Consider the following 24737-nt stretch of genomic DNA (forward strand, 5'->3'; position numbering starts at 1 on the left):
GGGCGCGCCTCTTGGCGCGAGCCCGGAATCCATTGTGCTGCAATGTCTGTGGCCTGATGGATTCCGGGCTCGCGACGACGTCGCGCCCCAGAATGACAGGTGCTAGTGATTATCCCGCGCCACACCAAAGGTGCCGGCGACGTTCTGGTAGCGCGTGGCGAGCTCCATGCAGGCGCCGGTCGACTGCTGACCGACGGTGTTGCGATAGATCTCCTGCCAGGGCGTCTGGTTCGGCGGATGCTTGAAGCCGCCATTGGCCTTCAGCTCGGCATGACGCTTCTTCACCTCGTCGTCCGAGATCAGGATGTTGGCGCTGCCCTTGTTGAGGTCCACGCGCACCTTGTCGCCGTTCCTGAGGATCGCGAGCCCGCCATTGGCGGCGGCTTCCGGCGAGGCGTTCAGGATCGACGGCGAGCCCGACGTGCCGGACTGGCGGCCGTCGCCGATGCAGGGCAGGGACAGGATGCCGCGTTTGATCAGGGCCGTCGGCGGCTGCATGTTCACGACCTCGGCGCCGCCGGGATAGCCGATCGGGCCGGTGCCGCGGATGAACAGCACGCAGTGCTCGTCGATGTCGAGCGAAGCATCGTCGATCCGCGCATGGTAATCCTCCGGGCCCTCGAACACGATGGCGCGGCCCTCGAAGGCGTTGAGGTCCTTCGGGTTGCTCAGGTAGCGGTCGCGGAATTCCTTGGAGATCACGGAGGTCTTCATGATCGCCGAGTCGAACAGATTGCCCTTCAGCACCAGGAAGCCGGCGTCCTTCACCAGCGGCTTGTCGTAAGCCCGGATCACGTCGTTGTCGGGCGCGGGCGCATCCTTGCAGTTCTCGCCGATGCCGCGGCCGTTCACCGTGACAGCGTCCTCATGGATGCGCTTGTGCTTCATCAATTCGCGCACCACGGCCGGCACGCCGCCGGCGCGGTGGAATTCCTCGCCGAGATAGAAGCCGGCCGGCTGCATGTTCACCAGCAGCGGCACATCGTGGCCGAATTTCTGCCAGTCGTCGATCGACAGCTCCACGCCGATATGGCGGGCCAGCGCGTTGATGTGGATCGGCGCGTTGGTCGAGCCGCCGATCGCCGAATTGATGACGATGCAGTTCTCGAACGCCTTGCGGGTCAGGATGTCCGACGGCTTGAGGTCTTCCCAGACCATCTCGACGGCGCGTTTTCCGGTCTCGTAGGCGATCTGGCCGCGCTCGCGGTAGGGGGCGGGGATGGCCGCGCAGCCCGGCAGCGAGAAGCCGAGCGCTTCGGCAAGCCCGTTCATGGTCGACGCCGTGCCCATGGTGTTGCAATGGCCGACCGAGGGCGCCGAGGACGCTACGATCTCCATGAACTCGTCATAGTCGATCTCGCCCGCGGCGAGCCGCTCGCGCGACTTCCAGACGATGGTGCCGGAGCCGGTACGCTCGCCATTGTGCCAGCCATTGAGCATCGGTCCGCCCGACAGCACGATCGCGGGCAGGTTCACTGTCGCCGCCGCCATCATGCAGGCCGGGGTGGTCTTGTCGCAGCCGGTGGTCAGCACCACGCCGTCGAGCGGATAGCCGTAGAGAATCTCGACCAAGCCGAGATAAGCGAGGTTGCGGTCGAGCGCCGCGGTCGGGCGCTTGCCGGTCTCCTGGATCGGGTGGGTCGGGAATTCCATCGCAATGCCGCCGGCCTCGCGGATGCCTTCGCGAACGCGGTGGGCGAGCTCGATGTGGTGGCGGTTGCAGGGCGAGAGGTCGTTGCCGGTTTGCGCAATGCCGATGATCGGCTTGCCGGACTGCAGCTCGGCACGGGTAAGGCCGAAATTCAAATAGCGCTCCAGATAGAGCGCGGTCATCCCCGGATTGTGCGGGTTGTTGAACCATTCCTGCGAGCGAAGGTGGCGGCGGGTGCCGTTACCGGCGGGCGCATGCCCATTGGTTGGCTTTTTTGTCATTGGATTCTCCTTCAATGCAAACGCACGGGCCGACATCCGGGATGCCGATCGGTGCGATGCCCGGCAGCGCGAGCATGTAACAACGGCCCGCCTGCTGGCGAACGTTTCCTCATGGCAGCGATACTAATCATGGGTCGTTGGTAACGCTATCATTTTGTACGGCTGGCGCCCATTCCGGCGCGCGCGGGCTGGCTGCCGGCCGCTGCGTCTGCGAACTCTGCCGCTCGATCACGGTAAAGCCGAGATCGAGCACGGGCTCTTCGGGACGCTTGCCCTCGATTGCCTCGATCAGCATCGCGGCAGCAGCGCTGCCCATTTCGTAACGGTTGGTCCGCACGCTCGTCAGCGTCGGCACCGAGGAGGCCATGAATTCGAGGTCGTTGAAGCCGACGATCGCGATTTGCTCGGGGACCGCGATCTCCCGGCGCCGGCATTCGAACAGAACGCCGAGCGCGAGGTCGTCATTGGCGCAGAACACCGAGTCGATGCCGGACTCGCGCCCAAGCAGATCGGCGAACAGTGCGCCGCCGAGCGTCACCGAGGTTGGCGTCGCCGTCGTCACGATCAGTCTTTGGTCGAACAGCCCAGCGTCCTTCATGGCCGCGACATAGCCGTCGAGCCGGCGCTGCACCCGCGGGTCCATGCGTGCGCCGACGAAGCCGATCTTGCGGTGGCCCTGCGCGAACAAATGAGCAATCGCCGCACGCGCTGCATCATAATGGGAAAAGCCGATCATCATGTCGACCGGGTTGGGCCCGATCTCCATGATCTGCACGATCGGGCAGTCGGCCGCCTCCAGCATCGCGCGCGATTCCGTGGTCTGGTCGATGCCTGTGACGATCAGTCCCGCCGGCTTCTGCGCCAGAAAGATGCGCAGCAGCTTCTCCTCCTGGAGAATGGAGTAGCGTGTGTTGGACAACTGGATCGAGTAAGGGCTGCTCTCGAAGGCGTCATAGATGCCGCGCAGCACGTCGGAGAACACATTGTTGGTCAATGACGGAATCAAGACACCGATCACCTCGGTGCGCTGCGAGGCCAGCGCGCGTGCCGCAAGGTTAGGCACATAGCCGAGCTCCTGGGCCGCGCTTTCGACCCGCGTCCGCTTGGCGACCGACAGCGCCTCGGGATTGCGGAAGAAGCGGGACGCCGTAATCGGGCTGACGCCGGCGAGCTCGGCGACTTCCGCCAACCGAATCTTGCCGGACTTGGTGCGCTTTCGACCCATTTGTTGCTCTTAACACAGCCACTCCCGCAAACAAAGGATCGTTGACAGCGCTACCAGCAACGACTAACCAAAGACAAATTGCCAAAGCCGCACAAACTGCCGACAATGTCGCCTGTTAAGAGGGGCTTCGGGTCGGCGAAGTTCAGAAAAAACAAGACGGTGGCGGCGCCACGATTGCGTCGTCTCAGTCGGAGGAGGGAGCTAGATGTCGTCTGTGCAAATCCGCGACGTGCGGAAATCGTTCGGCAATTTTGAAGTCCTGCACGGCGTCTCGATTCCGATCGAGGATGGCCAGTTCGTCGTCCTGGTTGGCCCCTCCGGCTGCGGCAAGTCGACGCTTCTGCGCATGCTCGCAGGCCTCGAGAACATCACCTCCGGCACGATTTCGATCGGCGACCGCGTCGTCAACAATATCCAGCCGAAGGAGCGGGATATTGCGATGGTGTTCCAGAACTACGCGCTCTACCCGCACATGACGGTCGGCGAAAACATGGGCTTCTCGCTGAAGCTGCGCAACGCCGGCTCCGACGAGATCAACAAGCGCGTCAAGCGCGCCGCCGAAATTCTGGCGCTGACGCCGTTGCTCGAGCGCTACCCGCGCCAACTCTCCGGTGGCCAGCGCCAGCGCGTCGCCATGGGCCGCGCCATCGTGCGCGATCCCCAGGTGTTCCTGTTCGACGAGCCCTTGTCGAACCTCGACGCCAAGCTGCGCGTCGCCATGCGCACCGAGATCAAGGAGCTGCACCAGCGGCTCAAGACCACAACCGTCTACGTTACCCACGACCAGATCGAGGCCATGACCATGGCCGACAAGATCGTCGTGATGCATGACGGCATCGTCGAGCAGATGGGCACGCCGCTCGAGCTCTATGACAAGCCGGAAAACCAGTTCGTCGCCGGCTTCATCGGCTCGCCTGCCATGAACTTCCTGAAGGGGCATGTCCGCGTCAACGGCGTTGCGACCTTCGAGGGACCGAACGGCGTCAAGCTGCCGCTCAAGAACGCGCCGGCAAACTCGGATGGCAAGCCCGTGGTCTATGGCGTCCGTCCCGAGCATTTCACCATTGCCGACGACGGTGCCGACGCCGAGATCGTCGTGGTCGAGCCGACCGGCTCGGAGACGCAGGTGTTTGCGAAGGTCGGTGGCGAGCAGGTCGTCGCGGTCTTCCGCGAGCGTCACACGTTCAAGCCGGGCGACAAGGTCAAGCTGAAGCCTGACCCGTCACTGGTTCATTTATTTGACGAGGCGACGGGTAAACGCATGTAGTGGCGTTTCGTGACGTAAGACGACCAATTACAAAGATAAAAAATCAGGGAGAGTACGATGAGCCATTTCGACAGGCGTAGTGTGCTTAAAGCCAGCCTGGGCGGCGCAGCTTTGCTCGCCGGCCCGGGGATCGTCCCGGTGCGTGCTGCGGAGTGGACCAACACACCGGAGCCGAATGCCTCCATTCGCGTGCTGCGCTGGAAGCAGTTCATCCAGGCCGAGTTCGACAAGTTCGCCGAGCAGACCAAGAAGTTCTCCGAGAAGACCGGCGTCAAGGTGAAGCTCGAGGCCGAGAGCTGGGAAGACATCCGGCCGAAGGCCGCGGTCGCCGCCAATGTCGGTGCGGGTCCGGACCTCATCGTCGGCACGCTCGACGATCCCTTCAAATTCCCGGAAAAGCTGATCGACGTGACCGACGTCGCCGACTATCTCGGCAAGCAGTATGGCGGCTGGTATCCGGTCGCCGAGCGCTACGGCAAGAAGGGCAACAACTGGATCGCCATTCCGCAGGGCGCGACCGGCGGCTGCCTCAACTACCGCATCAGCCACGTGAAGGCCGCGGGCTTCGACGAATTCCCCAAGGACACCGACGGCTTCCTCAAGCTGTGCCAGGCCCTGAAGAAGAACAACACGCCGGCCGGCTTTGCGCTCGGCCATGCCACGGGCGATGCCAACGGCTGGTGCCAGTGGGCGCTGTGGGCGTTCGGCGGCAAGGTCGTCAATGACAAGAACGAGGTCGTGATCGACTCGCCGGAGACGATCGCCGCGCTCGAATACGTCAAGCAACTCTATGCGACGTTCATTCCGGGCGTGCTGTCGTGGAACGACTCGAACAACAACAAGGCGTTCCTGAACGGCGAACTCAGCCTGACCCTGAACGGCATCTCGATCTGGACTGTCGGCAAGAACTCCACCGATCCCAAGCAACAGGAGATCGCCAAGGACATGAACCACGCGCCGATGCCCATCGGTCCCGTGGGCGTGTCGACCGAACAGCAGAACGTCCTGGTCTATTACGGCTACAAGCACTCGAAGTATCCGAAGGCGGTCAAGGAATACATCAAGTTCATGATGGACAAGGAGAACTACGACGCGTGGGAGGTCGCCTCCAACGGCTACGTCTCGCCGCCGCTCCCGGCCTACAACGACAACCCGGTCTGGACCTCCGATCCCAAGATCACGCCGTATCGCGACTGCCTCAAGCGCTGCCGCGACAACGGCTATGCTGGCGATCTCGGCTACGCCTCGGCCGCCGTCATGGGCGACTTCGTCGTGGTCGACATGTTCGCGGAAGCCGCCTCCGGGCAGGCCACGCCGAAGGAAGCCGCGGCCCGCGCCGCAGAGCGCGCCAAGCGCTACTACCAGGTCTGATCAGCCACAAGCGGCGGCGTCCGGTTTGCTGGGCGCCGCCGTTGTCGTTCTTTGAGGGGAATCCGACATGGCCGTTATCGCCGAGCCCGTCGCTGCGGAGGTCAAGCGCAGCAGCTTGTGGAGCAGGGCGTTCGAAAGCCGAAATTTTCTCGGCGCCATGTTCATGGTGCCGGCGATCGCCATCCTGATCCTGTTTCTGGCTTATCCACTGTTGCTGGGCTTGTGGCTCGGCATGACCGATACCAAGATCGGGGGCGTCGGCCGTTACATCGGCTTCGCAAACTTCGTCTCGCTGGCGAAGGACTCCGTGTTCTGGCTGTCGGTGTTCAACACCATTTTCTACACGGTGGCCGCCAGCGTCGTGAAATTTGCGATCGGTCTTTACCTGGCGCTGCTGCTCAATGAGCGGCTGCCGTTCAAGTCGATGATCCGGGCGATCGTGCTGTTGCCCTTCGTGGTGCCGACCGTGCTGTCGGCGATCGCATTCTGGTGGATCTATGACAGCCAGTTCTCGATCATCTCGTGGGTGCTGATCAAGGCCGGCCTGATCACGCGCTACATCGACTTCCTCGGCGATCCCTGGAACGCGCGCTGGTCGGTGGTCGTCGCCAACATCTGGCGCGGCGTGCCCTTCGTCGCGATCACGCTGCTCGCGGGATTGCAGACCATCTCGCCCTCGCTCTACGAGGCCGCCAATCTCGACGGCGCCACCAATCTGCAGCGCTTCCGCCACATCACGCTGCCGATGCTGTCGCCGATCATCGCTGTCGTGATGACGTTCTCGGTGCTGATGACCTTCACCGACTTCCAGCTGATCTACACGATCACGCGCGGCGGCCCGATCAACGCGACGCATCTGATGGCGACACTGTCGTTCCAGCGCGCGATCACCGGCGGCAATCTCGGCGAGGGCGCGGCGATCTCGAACGCGATGATCCCGTTCCTGGTCGCGGCGATCCTGTTGAGCTTCTTTGGGCTTCAGCGCTCCCGCTGGCAGCAGGGCGGAAGGGACTGATCATGAGCACCGCGGACGACCAAACCGTCGGAATGGACTACCTGGAAAGTTTTCCGCGGAAGTTTCTCCGCGTCTACCTTCCGCTCGGCCTGATCATGGTCTTCCTGTTGTTCCCGTTCTATTGGATGACGGTCGCGACCTTCAAGCCGGACGCGGAAATGTACGACTACGAGAAGTACAATCCGTTCTGGATCGTGCATCCGACGTTCGAGCACATCACAAAACTGTTCTTCGAGACCGATTATCCGCTGTGGATGTGGAACACCGTCATCGTCTCGGTGTCCTCGACCTTCATTTCGCTGTTCGCCAGCGTCTGCGCGGCCTATGCGATCGAACGTCTGCGCTACAAGGGCTCGCGCTATGTCGGCCTTGCGATCTTCCTCGGTTATCTCGTCCCGCCCTCGATCCTGTTCATTCCGCTGGCGGCGATCGTGTTCCAGCTCGGCCTGTTCGACGGCAATCTGGCGCTGATCCTGACCTATCCGACCTTCCTGATCCCGTTCTGCACCTGGCTCCTGATGGGCTATTTCCGCACGATTCCTTACGAGCTTGAGGAATGCGCGCTGATCGACGGGGCGACGCGACTCCAGATCCTGACCAAGATCACGCTGCCGCTGTCGCTGCCGGGGGTGATCTCGGCGGGCATCTTCGCCTTCACGTTGTCCTGGAACGAGTTCATCTACGCGCTGACCTTCATCTCCTCGTCGGAAAACAAGACGATTCCGGTCGGCGCCATCACCGAGCTCGTCAATGGCGACGTCTACCATTGGGGCGCCCTGATGGCGGCGGCCCTGACCGGCTCGGTCCCCGTAGTTATCCTTTATTCCTTCTTCGTAGAGTACTATGTGTCGGCGATGACCGGCGCCGTGAAGGAATGATCGCGGGCCTGCCTGAGAACGCGCCAGACCTTTCAAGAGCGGCGCGTTCCGGCCAATAAGAAGGAGTAGGCTCTTGCACATTCTGGTTCTGGGCGCTGCCGGCATGGTCGGCCGCAAATTGTGTGAACGTCTCTTGCGCGACGGCCGGCTCGGCAAGAGCGACATCACCAAGCTGACCATGCATGACGTGGTCGAGCCCAGGAAGCCGGAGAAGGCCGGTTTCCCCGTCGAGACCGTCTCGGGCGATTTCGCCGTTCCGGGGGCTGCCGAAAAGCTGATCGCCGGCCGCCCCGACGTGATCTTCCATCTTGCTGCGATCGTCTCGGGCGAGGCCGAGCTCGATTTCGACAAGGGCTACCGCATCAATCTCGACGGCACGCGGATGCTGCTTGACGCCGTCAGGCTCGTCGGCGGCGGCTACAAGCCGCGCGTGGTGTTCACATCATCGATTGCGGTGTTCGGCGCGCCGTTCCCGGATGCGATCGGTGACGAGTTCTTCCACACGCCGCTGCTCAGCTACGGCACCCAGAAGGCGATCGGCGAGCTGCTGCTGGCGGATTATTCGCGCCGCGGCTTCCTCGACGGCATCGGCATCCGCCTGCCGACCATCTGCATCCGTCCCGGCCTGCCCAACAAAGCGGCATCGGGCTTCTTCTCCAACATCCTGCGCGAGCCGCTGGCCGGCAAGGACGTGGTCCTGCCGGTGTCCGAGGAGGTTCGCCACTGGCACGCCACGCCGCGCTCCGCGGTCGGCTTCCTGCTCCATGCCGGCACCATGGACCTCGCAACCGTCGGCCCGCGCCGCAACCTGACCATGCCGGGCCTGTCGGCCACGGTCGGAGAGCAGATCGCGGCGCTGAAGCGGGTCGCCGGCGACAAGGTCGCGGCCCGCATCAAGCGGGAGCCGGATCCCTTCATCATCGGCATCGTCGGCGGCTGGCCTCGCAATTTCAATGCGAAGCGGTCGCTCGAGCTCGGCTTCACGACCGCCGAGAAGACGTTTGACGATATCATCCGCATTCACATCGAAGACGAGCTCGGCGGCAATTTCGTCGCCTGATCGTTAGAGATGAACAGCGTGGATATGACGATGGCGAGCGTTGCTTGCATCGGTGAATGCATGGTCGAGCTCCGGCAGGCCCAGGGTGGACAATCCACCGGCCAGTCTGCCGGGCAGGGCGGTGGCCTGTTCTCGCGCGGCTTCGGTGGCGACACCCTCAACACGGCGGTGTATCTGGCGCGGCTCGAGGTCAAGGTCGACTATCTCACAGCGCTCGGCGACGACGGCATGAGCGAGGAGATGGTCGCGGCCTGGAATGCCGAGGGCGTCGGCACGCGGCGCGTGGTGCGGCTGCCGGGCAAGCTCCCCGGCCTCTACATGATCCAGCTCGATGCCAACGGCGAGCGCCAGTTCTTCCACTGGCGCGACAGTGCGGCCGCGCGCCAGCTGATGAGCCTGCCGGAGACCGACGAGCTGCTCAACTCGCTGATGAGCTACGACATCATCTATCTCTCCGCGATCACGCTCTCGATCTACGACGCGGCCGGTCGTGATCGCCTGTTCGCGGCGATCAAGCGCGCCCGGCTGCTCGGCACCCGCTTCGTGTTCGACACCAACTTTCGCGCACGCGGCTGGCCGGATCGCGACGTCGCGCGCGAGGTCTTTGCCGCAGCCTTTGCAGTCGCCGACATCGTGCTGACCTCGACCGAGGATCTGCTCGCGCTCTATCCCGGCGAGAGCTCCGAGCAGCTGATGGCGCGCATCCCCACGCCCGAGTTGGTGTTCCGCCTCGCCGAGCCCGTCAGCCTCTTGCGCTTCCCTGGCGGCACGAGTGAAGTCCGCGCCGAACCAATGACCAAGCCGGTCGTTGACACCACGGCGGCCGGCGACAGCTTTGCCGCGGCCTATATCGCGGCCCGGCTCGGCGGTTCCGATTCCGTTGAGGCTGCCCATGCCGGGCATCGCCTCGCCAGCCTCGTGATCTGCTATCCCGGTGCCATCATTCCGGGCTATGCCATGCCGCCGAAGAAACGGCACCGGCCGGCGACCACGCGTCAAGCGACCAAGTGAAAAGCGACCAAGTGAAACGAAAGCCAAGATGACCACGACTGCCCAACAGAACCACCTCGTCGCGCTGTTCAAGGCCGCGACCGTCATTCCCGTCCTCACCATCGAGCGTATCCAGGATGCCGTGCCACTGGCGAAAGCGCTGGTTGCCGGCGGCGTCCGCACGCTGGAGGTGACCATGCGCACCCCCGTTGCGATCGAGGCGGCGAGGGCGATGATGGCCGAGGTCCCCGAGGCGGTCGTCGGCATCGGCACGATTCTCAATCCGGCCGACTTCACCCGTGTCGAGAAGCTCGGCGTCGCGTTCGGCATCAGCCCGGGCCTGACTCCGGATCTCCTCAAGGCAGCCGCGCACAGCTCATTGCCCTTTGCGCCGGGCATTGCCACGGCGTCCGAACTGATGATGGCGCTGTCCTACGGCTTCGACGTCGCAAAATTCTTCCCGGCCGAGCAGGCCGGCGGCATCAAGGGGCTGCGCGCGCTGGGCGGGCCGTTCCCGAACGTGCGGTTCTGCCCGACCGGCGGGGTGGGCGAGGCCAATGCGGCGACCTGGCTCGCCGAGCCCAATGTGGTCGCGGTCGGCGGTTCCTGGCTGTGCCCGATGGCGGAGATCAGGGCCGGGAACTGGGCCGGCATAACTGCCATCTGCCAGCGCACCCTCCAGGCCCTTAAACCCGCGTGAAGTCTTGCCATCCCTGGGCTAAGACTTAGGTCAGCAAGAGACCGCCAGGGAGAAAAGACCATGACCGCCAGCATCGTCGGATGGGCGCATACGCCGTTCGGCAAGTTCGACACCGAAACCGTCGAGAGCCTCGTCACCCGCGTCGCCAATGAGGCGATGGCCGATGCCGGCATCTCGGCCTCCGACGTCGACGAAATCGTGCTCGGCCATTTCAACGCCGGCTTCTCGGCGCAGGATTTTACCGCCTCGCTGGTGCTCCAGGCCGATCCAAAACTGCGCTTCAAGCCGGCGACCCGCGTCGAGAACGCCTGCGCCACGGGCTCTGCCGCGGTGCACCAAGGCCTGCGCGCGATCGCCGCAGGGGCGGCTAGAATCGTGCTCGTCGTCGGCGTCGAGCAGATGACGCGCACGCCGGGTCCGGAGATCGGCAAGAACCTGCTCAAGGCGTCCTATCTGCCTGAGGACGGCGACACCGTCGGTGGCTTCGCCGGCGTATTCGGCAAGATCGCCAGCTCCTATTTCCAGAAGTACGGCGACCAGTCCGATGCGCTGGCGCTGATCGCGGCCAAGAACCACAAGAACGGCGTCGCCAATCCCTTCGCCCAGATGCGCAAGGATTTTGGCTTCGACTTCTGCCGCGCCGAGAGTGAGAAGAACCCGTATGTGGCGGGTCCCCTGAAGCGCACCGACTGCTCGCTGGTCTCCGACGGCGCGGCTGCGCTGGTGCTGGCCGATGCCGAGACCGCCAAGGGCATGGGCAAGTCGATCGGCTTCCGCGCCACCGCGCATGCGCAGGATTTTCTGCCGATGTCCAAGCGCGACATCCTTCAGTTCGAGGGCTGCACCATCGCCTGGCAGCGCGCGCTGGAGCAGGCCGGCGTGACGCTGTCCGATCTCTCCTTCGTCGAGACCCATGACTGCTTCACCGTCGCCGAGCTGATCGAGTACGAAGCGATGGGCCTGACGCCGAGGGGGCAGGGCGCCCGCGCCATCAAGGAGGGCTGGACGCTCAAGGACGGCAAGCTGCCGGTCAATCCGTCCGGCGGGTTGAAGTCCAAGGGCCATCCGATCGGCGCCACCGGCGTCTCCATGCACGTGATGACCGCGATGCAGCTCGCAGGCCAGGCGCCCGAGGGCATGCAGCTCAAGAACGCAAAGCTCGGCGGCATCTTCAACATGGGCGGCGCCGCGGTGGCCAACTACGTTTCCGTGCTAGAGCCGTTGAAGTAGGTCTCGTAGGGTGGGCAAAGGCGCCATGCGCCGTGCCCACCTTTTTCTTGCGCTAGATCATGGTGGGCACGCTTCGCTTTGCCCACCCTACCGCTCCTGATTGATTTGCAGGGATTGCATCATGAGCAATAGCTACGAAGATTCACTTTCTATCGACGCCCTCAACGATCGCATCGCGATCCTCGAGGACAATATTCGCCAGCTGATCGAGCAGGCCGCGGCCGCCTCGGGCGAGCAGAACGAGTCGCGCATCGCCGACCGCATCAACCAGCAAAACGACGAGCTCGACCGTCTCATCAAGATCCGCGAATCCCGCCAGAAGAAATAGCCGGCGCCGCATCGCGCATGCGGCCATACCCCGACCGCCCTTGCGCGCGCGGTGCCACTGCCCTTAGCTGGACCGAATTCGCGGGGCCGCTTCGAGCGCCCGCGCAATCGGGAGCGAACGAATGGGGCCGCTGAAGGGCATCAAGGTCGTCGACATGACCACCGTGCTGATGGGTCCTTATGCGACCCAGATGCTCGGCGATTACGGTGCCGACGTGATCAAGGTGGAATCGCTCGACGGTGACGTCACCCGCCTGATCGGCCCGATGCGGCACACCGGCATGGGCCCGGTGTTCCTCAACACCAACCGCAGCAAGCGCTCGATCTGTCTCGACCTGAAGAAGCCTAAGGGACGCGAGGCCGTGCTGCGGCTGCTCAGGGATGCCGACGTTCTCGTCTACAACGTCCGCCCGCAGGCGATGGCGCGGCTTCAGCTTGGTTATGACGTCGTCTCCGCAATCAATCCGCGTCTGGTCTATGCCGGCGTGTTCGGCTTTGGTCAGGATGGGCCCTATGCCGCAAAACCCGCCTATGACGATCTGATCCAGGGCGCCACCGCGCTGCCGGCGCTGATGGCGCAGACCGGCGACGGCGTGCCGCGCTATGTGCCGAACGCGCTGGTCGACCGCATCGTCGGCCTCACCGCCGTCGGCGCGATCTGCGCCAGCCTCGTGCACCGCGACCGCACCGGCCGCGGCCAGCGCGTCGACATCCCGATGTTCGAGACCATGGCCGGCTTCGTCATGGGCGATCATATGGGCGGGCTCACCTACGAGCCGCCGCTCGACAAGGGCGGCTATGCCCGCCACCTCTCGCGCGACCGCAGGCCTTACAAGACTTCCGACGGCTATCTCAGCGTCATCGTCTACAACGACAAGCAGTGGGAGAATTTCTTCAAGGCGACGGGACGCGACGACCTGCGCGCCGATCCGAAGTTCGCGACCTTCGCCGGCCGCGCCGCCAATATCGACGTCGTCTACGCCGAGCTCGCCCGCATCTTCGAGACGCGCACCACGGCCGCGTGGATCGAGCTGCTGACCAAGGCCGACGTGCCCGTGATGCCGATGCATGACCTCGCATCGATCCTGCATGACGAGCATCTGGAGGCGACTGGCTTCTTCCCGGTTGTGAACCATCCGACCGAAGGCCCGATCCGCAGCATGAAGGTGACGGCGACCTGGTCGGAGACCGAGGCCGAGCCGGTGCGACTGGCGCCACGCCTGAACGAGCACGGCGCGGAGATCTTGCGCGAGATCGGCTACTCCACTGATGAGATCGCCGCCATGGTCCGCGATGGCATCACGCGCTCAGCGCCGGAGTAGGGAGGAACGATGATGCGCACAGCTCTCTCATCCGTCATTCCGGGGCGCGACGAAGTCGCGAGCCCGGAATCCATTCATCCTCCGCACGTGCCGCACGATGGATTCCGGGCTCGGCCCTTCGGGCCGCCCCGGAATGACAGCGGAGAGATTGCATCATGAGCTTCATCACCGGCGTCGGCCTCACGCCTTACGGCAAGCACGAAGGCTCGTCCTCGCTCGACCTGATGAGCAAGGCGGCGCAAGCCGCGCTCGACGATGCCGGGCTCAAGCGCGCCGACATCGACGGCATCCTCTGCGGCTATTCCACCATCTCGCCGCACATCATGCTGGCGACCGTGTTCGCCGAGCATTTTGGCATCCGCCCGAGCTACGCCCACGCCGTTCAGGTCGGAGGCGCCACGGGCCTCGCGATGACCATGCTCGCGCATCACATCGTGGAAGCCGGCGTTGCGCGCAACGTGCTTGTCGTCGCCGGCGAGAACCGCCTGACCGGGCAGAGCCGCGATGCCTCGATCCAGGCGCTGGCGCAGGTCGGCCATCCCGACTACGAGGTGCCGCTCGGCCCGACCATTCCCGCCTATTACGGTCTCGTCGCCAGCCGCTACATGCACGAATACGGTGTGACCGAAGAGGATCTCGCCGAATTCGCCGTGCTGATGCGCGCCCACGCCTGCACGCACCCCGGCGCGCAATTCCACGATCCCATCACGGTCGCCGACGTCATCGCCTCGAAGCCGGTCGCGATGCCGTTGAAACTGCTGGACTGCTGCCCGGTGTCTGACGGCGGTGCGGCCTTCGTCATCAGCCGCGAGCGGACCGGAGAGGCGGGCGTGCGCATCCGCGGCTGTGCCCAGGCGCATACCCATCAACACGTCACAGCTGCGCCCGGCTTGAGTGAACTCGGCGCCGAGATCTCGATTGCGTGCGCCAAGGAGGCCACCGGCCTTGCGATCTCCGATGTGCGCTACGCCGCGATCTACGACAGCTTCACCATCACGCTCGCGATGCTGCTGGAAGACCTTGGCCTTGCCGGTCGCGGCGAGGCGGCTGCGCGCGCGCGCTCCGGCTATTTCAGCCGTGACGGCGCGATGCCGCTCAACACTCATGGCGGCCTCCTGAGTTACGGCCATTGCGGCGTTGGCGGCGCCATGGCGCATCTGGTCGAGGCGCATATGCAGATGACGGGGCGCGCGGCTCACCGCCAGGTGCGCGACGCCTCGATTGCGCTGCTGCACGGCGACGGCGGCGTGCTGTCGTCCCATGTCAGCATGTTTCTGGAGCAGGTGCGATGAGCGAGCGTCTAGCGGACTGGACCAAGGGCGAAGAGGCGATCACGTACCAGACCTGCGCCTCATGCGGCCATGTGCAGTATTTTCATCGCGCCTTCTGCGCCGCGTGCGGAACCGCCGATCCGCGCGAGGCGCGCGCCAGCGGCAAGGGCAGGGTCTATGCGACCTCGCTGGTTTGCCGCGCCGCGACGCCCGAGACGCGCGCCCACGTGCCCTACAACATCCTGCTGGTCGATTGCGCCGAGGGATTTCGCATGATGGCCCATGGCGAGAATGATCTTGCCATTGGCGACGAGGTGACCGCGGGCTTCAAGCCGTTTGCCGGTAAGCTGGTCCCATTTTTTGCGAAGAAGACGTAGTGGGATTCCGTCATTCGGGGGCGGTCCAAGGGACCGAGCCTGGAACGGGTATTCTGGGCCTGGCCTGTGCGAGAGCCACCCCGGAATGACGAAAACTCTGAAAACTCTGAAACTCTAACTCAACGCCCGTAGAACAAGATGCTGGCGATGACGAGCATCGCCATCACCGCCAGCATGTGCGCGAGCGCTTCCGAGGCCGCCCCCTTGGTGGCTTCCTTCATGCCGTTTTCTCCCTAGACTTGGGCGTGACTCATCGTTGCGCGGTGAGCGCAAGACGGCCAATTATTTTACTCGGAACACCCCACTTCGAATATTCACCGCGATTGAGTCCCCACGCAGCGAATATCGACTGTACCAAGGTCGATCAGCAATGCGGCGGCATTTTGACTCGATGTTGTTGCTCCTGCGGTCGCACAGCGCAGAGTTTGCGGAAACCTTATTTGACCGCGACAAGTTTCATCGAGTCTTCTTGGCGGAACTCGTGGACGATTTGGGTGCGGCCATTGATTTGGCATTTGAAGCCACCATCAGCGCATCCCTGATATTGTTGAGGTGACGCGTCATCGCGTGGCTCGCCTTGCGTGGGTTCCTCGCCTGAACGGCTTCGAATATGGCTTCGTGATCCCTGACCCACATGGGACGATAGTCCTCCATCTGCATGTGGTTGTGAATCTCCTGCCAGATGCCGGACTCGGTCTGCGCGCGCCACAGCGAGTCGCAAATCGACACCAGCGTGCCGTTTCCCGTCGCTTCGGCCAGCACCACGTGGAAACGGTGGTCCGACGTGTCGGCCTCACGGCCCTGCGCGTGTTCCCAGCGCATCATGGCAAGCGCTTCGGCAAGCTGCGCGAAGCTCGTCTCCGACGCGCGCTGAGCGGCGATCGCCGCAATCTGCGGCTCGATCAGCTGGCGCGCCTCCAGATTCTCGAACGGCCCGAAGCCTTCGAGCGCATGCACATCCGGCGTTTCCTGCCGGCTGATCACGTAAACGCCGCTGTTGCTGCGGACCTTGAGCATCCCGGCCATCGCCAGCGACAGGATGGCCTCGCGCACGGTCGGCCGCGACACGCCGAAGGTTTTCGCGAGGTCGCGTTCAGCTGGCAGGCGCTGGCCGATCCGGTAGCTTGCCTGGACCATCGCAGTGATGCGCCGGGCGACGATCTCGAAGCTGCGTTCCGGCCTGGAGGGAGGATCTGGTAACATCACGATGCTCATCAGCTGTTTTTTTGAGTTTGACAAGCCGACGCGCCAAAGCCAAGGTGGTCTGACCAATTTGGACTGACCAATTTGGTCGACCGGGACCGGATAGGTGTCTTGGGCGGGAAGACGGAGCGTCTGCGCGTGTCCGACAGAAGACTGAATTCAGCCGAGGCGCGCGATATCGCGTTCCATCTGCACTCGCAGACCAACCCGCAGCGCCATGCAGAAATCGGACCGTTGATCATGGCGCGCGGCGAGGGCGTCCATGTCTATGACGCAAACGGCAAGCGTTATCTGGAAGCGATGGCCGGCCTGTGGTGCACCTCGCTCGGCTTTTCCGAGACGCGGCTCAAGGCGGCAGCGGCGGCGGCCTACGACAAGTTCGGCTTCTATCACAGCTTCAATCACAAGACGCCGGACAACACGATCGACCTTGCCGAGAAGCTGGTCGAAATCTCGCCGATCCCGGATGCGCAGGCCTATTTCGCCACGTCGGGTTCGGAAGCCACAGAGACCATGGTGAAGCTCGCCTGGGTCTATCACGCAGTCCGCGGCAAGCCTGGCAAGCGCAAGATCATCGCCCGCGACCGCGGTTTCCACGGCTCGACCATCGTCGCTGCGTCGATGTGCGGCTTGCCGCGCATGCACCGTGAATTCGGCCTTCCGCTCGACGGTTTCCTGCACACGCATTGCCCGGATGCCTATCGCGGCACCAGGCCGGGCGAGAACGAAGCGGCCTTCGTCGACCGGCTTGCAGCCGATCTCGAAGCGCTGATCATGGCCGAGGGGCCGGACACGATCGCCGGCTTCATCGCCGAGCCGATCAACGCCGGCGGCGGCATCGTCGTGCCGCCGAACGGTTATTTTGCCAAGGTTGAAGCGGTGCTGCGCCGTCACGACATCCTGGTGCTCGGCGACGAGGTCGTGTGCGGATTCGGCCGCACCGGCAATTGGTTCGGCTGCCAGACGGTCGGCATGAAGCCGGACATGGTGGCGCTCGCCAAGGGCATCACCTCGTCCTATTTCCCGATGTCGGCCGTATTGCTGGGACGTCCGATTCAGGACGCGCTCGCCGAGATGAACAAGGGCGGTGAGTTGTTCGGCCATGGCTTCACCAATTCCGGCCACCCGGTCGGCGCGGCCATCGCGCTCGAAACGCTGAAGATCTATCACGAGATGGATGTGGTGCCCCATGTCCGCCGCATGGGCGGCAGGCTCCGCGCCGGACTGGACCAGATTGCGCGGGACTCGCGCATCGTGGGCCAGGTGCGGGGCGAGGGGCTGATGATCGGCGTCGAACTGGTCGCCGATCCCGCGACGCGACAGGCCTTCGATCCGGCGCTGAAGGTCGGCGCAATGTTCGACGCATGCGCGATCGACAACGGCCTGATCATCCGCGCCATGGGCGACACGATCGGGTTCTGTCCACCGCTGATCATCGACGAAGCCGGGGTCGACGAGGCCCTCGATCTCTTCGCGCGAACCTTGTCCGGCGTCGAAGCCCGGCTCGCCGGGAACCGTCCATCCGCGTAACTCCTTGAGGAGACCATAACATGCGCCGTCGAGACCTGCTTCGTTCCACACTGGGCGCCGGTCTCGGCGCCGCCTTGGGATCGACTTTTCCGATGCCGCGGCTGGCCCGCGCACAGGGCGCGCGCGTGCTGCGCTTCGTGCCGCAGGCCGATGCGGCGATCCTCGATCCGATGATCACCACCGGCCTCGTCAATCGGAACCACGGCTTTCTGATCTGGGACACGCTCTACGGCGTGGACGAGAAATTCCAGGTCCAGCCGCAGATGGTCGCCGGCCATACCGTCGAGAACGACGGCAAGCTGTGGACGATGACCTTGCGGGACGGGCTGAAATTCCACGACGGCGAGCCCGTGCGCGGACGTGACGTGGTGGCAAGCCTGAAGCGCTGGGCCTCGCGCGATGCCTTCGGCAATTCACTCTTCACCCTGGTGGACGAACTCTCGGCGCCGGACGACAAGACCGTGCGCTGGCGTCTCAAATCGCCGTTCCCGATGCTGCCTGAATCGCTCGGCAAGGTCGGCGCCATCGTCGCCTTCATCATGCCGGAACGTCTGGCTCAGACGGACAGCGTCACGCCGGTCAAGGAATTGATCGGGTCCGGTCCGTTCAAATTCCAGGTTGACCAGCACGTGCCCGGCGCACGGCTGGTCTACACGCGCTTCGATGGTTACGTGCCGCGCCCACAGGGAACGCCGAGCCAGCTTGCCGGTCCGAAGATCGCCAATTTCGACAGGGTGGAGTGGCAGGTCATCCCGGATCCGGCGACCGCGGCGGCCGCGCTTCAGCAAGGTGAGATCGACTGGTGGGATCAGCCCATCGTCGATTTGCTGCCGACGCTGAAGGCCAACAAGATGCTCAATGTCGAACTGCTCGACCCGATCGGCAATGTCGGCGTGCTGCGCTTCAACCATACCCAGCCGCCGTTCGACAATCCGGCGATCCGCCGGGCCGTGCTCTCCGCCATCAACCAGAAGGACTTCATGTCCGCGATCGCGGGCGAGGACACCAATCTCTGGCGCGACAAGGTCGGCTACTTCGCACCCGGCGGCAACATGGCCAACGATGCCGGCATGGACGCGCTCACCGGCCCGCGGGATATCACGGCTGCGGCCAAGGCGATCAAGGATGCCGGCTACAAGGGCGAGAAAGTGGTCCTGATCGCGCCGGGCGATTTCCCCGTCATTGGCCAGATGAGCGAGGTGACCGCCGATCTGTTCCGCAAGCTCGGCTTCAATCTCGACTATGCCGTCATGGATTGGGGCTCGATGCTGCGGCGGATGGCCAATCGCGAGACGCCGGACAAGGGCGGCTACAGCGCCTTCTGCACCTATTCCGCCGGCGTGACGCAACTCAATCCATCCGCGCACAACTTCATTCGTGGCAGCGGCGACAAGGCGACCTTCGGCTGGGCGAAGAGCGAGAGGCTGGAGCAGTTGCGCGATGCCTGGTTTGCCGCGCCCGATGCCGCGGCGCAGGCCAGCATTGGCGTCGAGATGCAGAAGCAGTGCTTCATCGACGTTCCCTACGTGCCGCTGGGTGTGTTTTATCAGCCGACGGCCTACAGGAAGAACCTGACGGGCATGCTCAAGGGCCTGCCATTGTTCTGGAACGTGCGCCGCGCCTGAAGGGGATTTTCGATGCTTGCGATCACCGGCTACGCGGACCGCTGGAGCGTGCGCCAGGGCGGCGACATCAAGTTCATGATCGCCGTCAAAGGCGGCGGCCGTTATTCGGCGCGGATCGCCCGCGTGATCTGCGGTGATCCGAACCCGAAAGGACCCGGCTATCGCGAGATTCCGGTCAAATGGGATCTCGAGGGCCAGCACGACGGCATCGAGCAGACCATCGCGAAGGGATCGTGGGTCGACATTCCCGCGCTGGCGCTGCCGGGCGGCCCGGTCGGCTTTGCCGCGACGATCTGGCCGACCTTGCTCGCCGCGGGCCAACAGGCGGTGCTGAACTGGGCTGGCGTCGGCGGCTCGCTCACGCTTGGCATCGGTGAGCGGGGCGCTTTCGCTCGCCTTGCGACCAGCGCGGGAATGATCGAGGTCGAAACCGGCATCGCACTCACCGAGCGGGCCTGGCACGATATCGCCTGCCTGTTTGACCCGGCGACCGGGGTTTTGTCGATCGCGCAGGCGCCGCGCAAGATCAGGCTCGACCACGACGAGCGTGCGACGAAATCGTCGGGCGCGCCACGCACCGCGTTGGCCGGCACCGGTGCGGCCGCGATTGCGGCGGAACGCGAGGGCCAGCGTGTGGTCCACCATTTCAACGGCAAGATCGAACGACCGCGCATCACCGATGGCGGCGCCGGCCTCGCCGGCATCCTTGCCGCGCAAGGTTCCGGCGCAGCAGTGCCTTCGATCGCCGAATGGGATTTCTCCATCGGTATCCCGACCGACATTGTGACCGATATCGGGCCTGCCAAGGCGCACGGCATCTGCATCAATCTGCCGACGCGTGCGATGACCGGCTCGCGCTGGACCGGCGGCGTGACGCATCGCTGGGCGGAAGAGCCAAAACTCTGGGGCGCGATCCACTTCCACGACGACGACATCGGCGATTCCGGCTGGCAGCCCTCGCTGGCATTCACGGTGCCGAAGGACTGGCAGAGCGGCGTCTATGCGCTGCATCTCGAAAAGGACGGCGCGCGCGACAATATCGTCTTCTATGTCCGCGCCAGGGTGCCGGGATCGCAGGCCAGGGTGGCCTTCCTCGCACCGACCTTCAGCTACACGGTCTACAGCCAGTATCAGAAGAAGGGTCGGCAGGCCCTGATCACGGAGCGGTCGCTGGCCTGGGGGGCGCTGGCACAGGCGCCGGATGGTCATCCGGAATACGGCGTCTCGCCCTACAACTTCCATTCGGACGGCAGCGGCGTGGTGATGTCGACCATGCGTCGCCCGCTGATCGACAAGCGCGTCAACCAGATCCATCTGGTCGATCCCAGCGACGACGGGTCCGGCCTGTACTGGATCTCAGCCGACAGTGCGATCACCGACCTCCTGACCCGCAAGGGCATCGACTTCGAGGTCATCACCGATCACGACGTCCACGCCGAAGGCGTCGATCTGCTGTCGAAATATTCGGTCGTCCTGACCGGCCAGCATCCGGAGTATCATACGCACGAGACGCTCGATGCGCTCAGTGCCTATCTCGGCAATGGCGGCCGCTTCATGTATCTCGGCGGCAACGGCTTCTACTGGAAGGTAGTGCCGCACGCGACAGGCACCTGGGCTTTCGAATTGCGACGCGCCGAGGGCGGCATCCGCCTCTGGGAAACGCTGCCCGGCGAAAGCTATCACGCGTTCGACGGATCCTATGGCGGCCTGTGGCGACGGCTCGGCCGCCCGCCGCAGGCGCTGGTCGGCGTCGGCTTCAGCACGCAAGGGGAGTACAAGGGGTTTCCCTACACCTTCCTCGACGGCATTCTCGACCCGCGCGTCGCATTCATGCGCGAGGGGATCGAGGATCTGGCGAGGCCTGGTCACAAGCTTGGTGAGCGCGGCTTCATGGGCGGCGGCGCGGCCGGTCATGAGCTCGACCGCGCCGACACGCGCCTTGGCACGCCGCATCATGCGATCATCATCGGCCGCGCTGTGCTTGATGATCCGACCTATCAGCCCGTCAACGAAGAGCGTTACGACCACACCTGGCCGGCCACGCGTGAGGAGATCATCCGCTCCGACCTCACCTTCTTTGAGACGGGAGGCGGTGGCGCGGTGTTTTCCGTCGGCTCGATGAATTTCATCGGCGCGCTGCCGGTCGACGGCTACGCCAACGTGGCGGCCCTGCTGGTCACCAACATTGTCAGGCGCTTCGCCGATTCCACGCCATTTCCGGTGCCAACAATGGCGCCATGATGTTGCTCTTGGGTCGAGCCCCGATTAATCTTGGAGGTTCTTAGAAAACCATAACAAGACCAAGACCCAAGGTGATTGATGGCCCGCATCGGCTACAGCGACCCCTCCAAGGCATCCGACCGCACCCGCGAAATTCTCGACAAGAACCGCAATGCCAACATCTTCCGCATGATGTCGCATTCGCCGAGTTACTTTGAGCAGTACTGCCGCCTCGGCGGCGCCATTCGCCACAAGGGCGAACTGGATCCGATCGTGCGCGAGCTCGCGATCACGCGCACCGGCATTCTGTGCGAGGCGCCGTACGAGATCGTCGCGCACAAGCGCATCGGCAAGAATGTCGGCGTCACCGACGCGCAGAACGAGGCGCTGGAAAACTGGCAGGCCGCGACCTGCTTCGACGAGACCCAGCGCGCGGCACTCGCCTTCACCGACGAGATCGTGAAGCTGAAGAAGCCGACGGATGCGACCTTCAAGGCGATTGCCGTAAAGCTGACTCCGGCCGCACTCGTCGAGCTGCAGCTCTCGGTCGGCTTCTACATCATGACGTCAAAGTTCCTGGAGACGTTCGAGATCGATCTGCAGCCCGTCACGGAAGTGGTGGGCTGATCGAAAGCTTGTTGCGAGGGATGGTCATGACGATCGATGAATATGCGGCCTGGGCCGCGACCATTGCGAAAGTCGATGAGCATCCCTCGAACGAGCGCCTGTCCTATCTCGGGCTCGGCCTCGCCGGCGAATCCGGCGAGGTCGCCGAGCACATCAAGAAGCTGCTGCGGGACGACTGGCTCGACAAGGCGGGTCTCGTCGAAGAGCTCGGCGATGTCATTTATTACTGGGCTTGCCTGTGCGCCGCGACTGGCCAGCAGCCATCCGAATTGCTCGCGGCCAGCGCCGCCAAGATCAAGCGGCGGATCAGCGAAGCGGCCAGCCGATAGCCGCCGCTCACGTCGACGTCAGGAGGTCGACCTTGGTATTGGCCACGATCAGGCGATCGGCCAGGAGCTGCGCGAGGTTGCGCATGATGCGCTCGGAGGCGCGCGGGTGCTGCCTGCGAAAACGTTCGAAATCCCTGAGCGGCACTTCGAAGGCGGTCGCCGCCATGTCCGCGAACACGTCGGCCGAGCGGGCGGTCTCGATCAGCGCCATCTCGCCAAAGGCCATGCCGGCGGTCAGCGTCGCCAGCCGGACGCCATCGGGCAGGGTGACATGCACGGCGCCGCTGCGCAGGAAGAATAGGGCGTCCGCAGGATCGCCCGTCGTGAGGATCTTTGCGCCGGACTGATAGGTTTTGATCGTGCAGATCGAGGCGAGATCGGTCAGCTCCTCGGCGCTGAGGCCGTCGAGCAGCGGCTGTTCGGACAGCTCGGTGGTTTCGTGAAAATCGATCGAGCCGCCATAGCGGTAGACGATCTGGTCTTCGGCCCATTCGATCGCGGTATCGAGCAGGTAGAAGTCGCGGACGTTCTTCAGCTCCGCAGTCCACTCCCGCAGCGTATTCCACTCCTTCGACGCGCGCCTGACGCCTGAGATCACCACCGTGACGTTGAGCGCGGCGAGGTCCTCGAAGGCCTCCGCGATCAGCCGCGCGCCGGCGCGCGTGGTGGAGGTCACACGGTGAAGATCGAAGATCACGAATTGTGGCCGCGGTCGATCGGCCAGCCGGCGCGAGACATAGTCGACCGCCGACAGCGACAGCGTGCCGACCAGCTCGATCACCCGTACCTCCTGCTCGTGTGCGGCGAGGATGTCGCGCTCCTGCTGGCGGCGAACGCGGCGTGACGGGCTCTTGCCGATGTCGTAGTCGGCAATCACGGCGTTGCGGGCATCGTCGCTGCGGTTGAGCATGTGCAGATCGTAATGCGAGGACAGCGCTTCGCAGACCTTGATGCCGCGCACGCTGTTGCCGTGCTTGTCGAGCTTTGGCGAATAGCTGCCGAGGCCGAGGCGAGCAGGGAGCGCCGCCAGAATGCCGCCGCCGACGCCGCTCTTGGCGGGGATGCCGATCCGGTAGATCCACTCGCCGGCGTAGTCGTACATGCCCGACGATGTCATCACCGACAGCGTGCGCGAGATCGCATACGGCGTCAGCACCTGCTCGCCCGTGACCGGATTGACGCCGCGATTGGCGAGCGTCGCCGCCATCACCGCGATGTCGCGCGCGGTGACCAGCACGGCGCATTGCCGGAAATAGACGTCGAGCACGCCTGCGACATTGTCCGAGATCACAGCATTGGTCTTGAGGAGATAGCCGATGGCGCGGTTGCGGTCGCCGGTCTGGCTTTCCGACGTATAGACCGCCTCGTCGACGGCAAGGTCGCGCCCGGCAAAGCGGCTGAGCGCGAGCCGGATGTGCTCGAACGCGTCAGCGCCCTTGCTGTCGTAGATCAGCCCGGTGCAGGCGATCGCGCCGGCATTGACCATCGGGTTGAACGGATGATTCTCCGCATTGAGTCGGATCGAGTTGAAGGGATCGCCCGACGGCTCGACGCCGATCGCGCTCTCGACCTTGCCTGCACCCAGAAGATCCAGCGCCAGCGCGAACACGAACGGCTTTGACATCGACTGGATGGTGAAGGGCACCCGGCTGTCGCCCACTTCATAGACATGGCCGTCAAGCGTCGCGAGGCTGATGCCAAAATAGGCAGGATCGGCCTTGCCGAGCTCCGGGATGTAGTCGGCCACCGTGCCTGAGGTTTCCACGGAGAATTCATTCAGGCACGTGTCGAGAAACCGCAGCAGCGGCGGCTTCGAGCGGGTCCAGGCAGAGGCGGGCGGCGGTTGCGCTATCATCGCCTCCCTTGTGCATTGCAATCCGGGTATGCGCAACCCGTTCGGCCTTGTTGTAACGCCCGAACGCAAGACGCCGCGCGCGATTGCATCATGATCTGTTTCAGATTGTCGCGGATGAGAAGCCGCTGGCGGCGCCGTGCTCAGCTCGCGACGATCGCGATCGTCTGACCTTCTGCGACGAGGTCATCGATCTTCACGAGCAATGACGTGAGCGTGCCTGCAGCAGGCGCGGCCACCGGTATCTCCATCTTCATGGCTTCGACGAGCACAATTTCATCGCCATCGGCGACGGTTCCTCCAACTTGCACGGGAGTTGCGCAGATGCGACCAGCGACTTCCGTCACGATCTTAATTTCTGGCATGCCATCGCCTTTTTGTTGTGG

At 64.1% G+C, this 24737-nt stretch carries 22 protein-coding genes; 17 read left to right on the plus strand and 5 right to left on the minus strand.

The window, feature by feature from the left end:
* Positions 1-102: 102 nt before the first annotated feature.
* Positions 103-1932, minus strand: a complete 1830-nt coding sequence (locus V1280_RS01695) for an IlvD/Edd family dehydratase (protein ID WP_334518378.1) — start codon at positions 1930-1932, stop codon at positions 103-105.
* Positions 1933-2059: 127 nt separating this feature from the next.
* Positions 2060-3157: a LacI family DNA-binding transcriptional regulator gene (locus V1280_RS01700; protein WP_334518380.1), complete on the minus strand. Its 1098-nt coding sequence runs from the start codon at positions 3155-3157 to the stop codon at positions 2060-2062.
* A gap of 205 nt (positions 3158-3362) precedes the next feature.
* On the opposite strand from V1280_RS01700, the gene V1280_RS01705 reads away from it, so the two are divergent.
* The 12 genes from V1280_RS01705 to V1280_RS01760 all read left to right on the plus strand — a co-directional run bounded on the left by V1280_RS01705 (position 3363) and on the right by V1280_RS01760 (position 14965).
* Positions 3363-4424 (plus strand): ABC transporter ATP-binding protein, encoded by a 1062-nt coding sequence (locus V1280_RS01705; RefSeq protein WP_148771466.1) that lies wholly within the window; start codon positions 3363-3365, stop codon positions 4422-4424.
* A gap of 57 nt (positions 4425-4481) precedes the next feature.
* A complete protein-coding gene (locus V1280_RS01710; protein WP_334518386.1) occupies positions 4482-5795 on the plus strand; it encodes an ABC transporter substrate-binding protein in 1314 nt (437 codons plus the stop codon).
* Positions 5796-5862: 67 nt separating this feature from the next.
* Positions 5863-6810: a carbohydrate ABC transporter permease gene (locus tag V1280_RS01715; RefSeq protein ID WP_334518387.1), complete on the plus strand. Its 948-nt coding sequence runs from the start codon at positions 5863-5865 to the stop codon at positions 6808-6810.
* A 2-nt stretch (positions 6811-6812) separates the two neighbouring features.
* A complete protein-coding gene (locus tag V1280_RS01720) occupies positions 6813-7688 on the plus strand; it encodes a carbohydrate ABC transporter permease (RefSeq protein ID WP_148771469.1) in 876 nt (291 codons plus the stop codon).
* 73 nt (positions 7689-7761) lie between these two features.
* Positions 7762-8748, plus strand: a complete 987-nt coding sequence (gene denD / locus V1280_RS01725) for a D-erythronate dehydrogenase (RefSeq protein WP_334518390.1) — start codon at positions 7762-7764, stop codon at positions 8746-8748.
* A gap of 30 nt (positions 8749-8778) precedes the next feature.
* Complete coding sequence (locus V1280_RS01730) at positions 8779-9759, plus strand: sugar kinase (RefSeq protein ID WP_334518392.1); 981 nt, start codon at positions 8779-8781, stop codon at positions 9757-9759.
* Positions 9760-9787: 28 nt separating this feature from the next.
* Positions 9788-10438 carry a bifunctional 4-hydroxy-2-oxoglutarate aldolase/2-dehydro-3-deoxy-phosphogluconate aldolase gene (gene eda / locus V1280_RS01735; RefSeq protein WP_334518394.1) on the plus strand — a complete coding sequence of 217 codons (651 nt, stop codon included), beginning with the start codon at positions 9788-9790 and terminating at the stop codon, positions 10436-10438.
* A 60-nt stretch (positions 10439-10498) separates the two neighbouring features.
* Positions 10499-11668: an acetyl-CoA acetyltransferase gene (locus tag V1280_RS01740; RefSeq protein WP_334518396.1), complete on the plus strand. Its 1170-nt coding sequence runs from the start codon at positions 10499-10501 to the stop codon at positions 11666-11668.
* Between the two features lie 121 nt (positions 11669-11789).
* Entirely contained in the window at positions 11790-11996 is a 207-nt protein-coding gene (locus tag V1280_RS01745) for a hypothetical protein (protein ID WP_334518398.1), read from the plus strand.
* 121 nt (positions 11997-12117) lie between these two features.
* Complete coding sequence (locus V1280_RS01750; RefSeq protein WP_334518400.1) at positions 12118-13317, plus strand: CaiB/BaiF CoA transferase family protein; 1200 nt, start codon at positions 12118-12120, stop codon at positions 13315-13317.
* A gap of 155 nt (positions 13318-13472) precedes the next feature.
* Complete coding sequence (locus V1280_RS01755) at positions 13473-14609, plus strand: thiolase family protein (protein WP_334518402.1); 1137 nt, start codon at positions 13473-13475, stop codon at positions 14607-14609.
* A complete protein-coding gene (locus tag V1280_RS01760; RefSeq protein WP_334518404.1) occupies positions 14606-14965 on the plus strand; it encodes a Zn-ribbon domain-containing OB-fold protein in 360 nt (119 codons plus the stop codon). The genes V1280_RS01755 and V1280_RS01760 overlap by 4 nt, the downstream gene beginning before the upstream one ends.
* A 456-nt stretch (positions 14966-15421) precedes the next feature.
* On the opposite strand, the gene V1280_RS01765 is transcribed toward V1280_RS01760, so the two are convergent.
* The gene (locus V1280_RS01765; RefSeq protein ID WP_334518406.1) at positions 15422-16180 is read right to left on the minus strand and encodes a FadR/GntR family transcriptional regulator; all 759 of its coding nucleotides are present in this window, start codon (positions 16178-16180) and stop codon (positions 15422-15424) included.
* 126 nt (positions 16181-16306) lie between these two features.
* Here V1280_RS01765 and V1280_RS01770 point away from each other — a divergent pair, with 126 nt between their 5' ends.
* The 5 genes from V1280_RS01770 to V1280_RS01790 all read left to right on the plus strand — a co-directional run bounded on the left by V1280_RS01770 (position 16307) and on the right by V1280_RS01790 (position 22499).
* A complete protein-coding gene (locus V1280_RS01770; RefSeq protein WP_334518408.1) occupies positions 16307-17698 on the plus strand; it encodes an aspartate aminotransferase family protein in 1392 nt (463 codons plus the stop codon).
* 20 nt (positions 17699-17718) lie between these two features.
* Entirely contained in the window at positions 17719-19323 is a 1605-nt protein-coding gene (locus V1280_RS01775) for an ABC transporter substrate-binding protein (protein ID WP_334518410.1), read from the plus strand.
* 12 nt (positions 19324-19335) lie between these two features.
* Complete coding sequence (locus V1280_RS01780) at positions 19336-21564, plus strand: N,N-dimethylformamidase beta subunit family domain-containing protein (protein WP_334518412.1); 2229 nt, start codon at positions 19336-19338, stop codon at positions 21562-21564.
* Positions 21565-21642: 78 nt separating this feature from the next.
* Positions 21643-22170, plus strand: a complete 528-nt coding sequence (locus tag V1280_RS01785; RefSeq protein ID WP_334518414.1) for a carboxymuconolactone decarboxylase family protein — start codon at positions 21643-21645, stop codon at positions 22168-22170.
* A gap of 26 nt (positions 22171-22196) precedes the next feature.
* On the plus strand, positions 22197-22499 hold the full coding sequence (locus V1280_RS01790; RefSeq protein ID WP_148771482.1) for a nucleoside triphosphate pyrophosphohydrolase family protein: 303 nt from the start codon (positions 22197-22199) through the stop codon (positions 22497-22499).
* 7 nt (positions 22500-22506) lie between these two features.
* Here the strand turns inward: V1280_RS01790 and glsA are convergent, their stop codons facing one another.
* Together glsA and V1280_RS01800 are read right to left on the minus strand one after the other, a co-directional pair.
* On the minus strand, positions 22507-24354 hold the full coding sequence (gene glsA, locus V1280_RS01795; RefSeq protein ID WP_334518417.1) for a glutaminase A: 1848 nt from the start codon (positions 24352-24354) through the stop codon (positions 22507-22509).
* 140 nt (positions 24355-24494) lie between these two features.
* Positions 24495-24716 (minus strand): acetyl-CoA carboxylase biotin carboxyl carrier protein subunit, encoded by a 222-nt coding sequence (locus tag V1280_RS01800; RefSeq protein ID WP_334518419.1) that lies wholly within the window; start codon positions 24714-24716, stop codon positions 24495-24497.
* Between the last annotated feature and the right edge of the window lie 21 nt (positions 24717-24737).

This window comes from Bradyrhizobium sp. AZCC 2230 (assembly GCF_036924495.1).
Lineage (GTDB): Bacteria > Pseudomonadota > Alphaproteobacteria > Rhizobiales > Xanthobacteraceae > Bradyrhizobium > Bradyrhizobium rifense.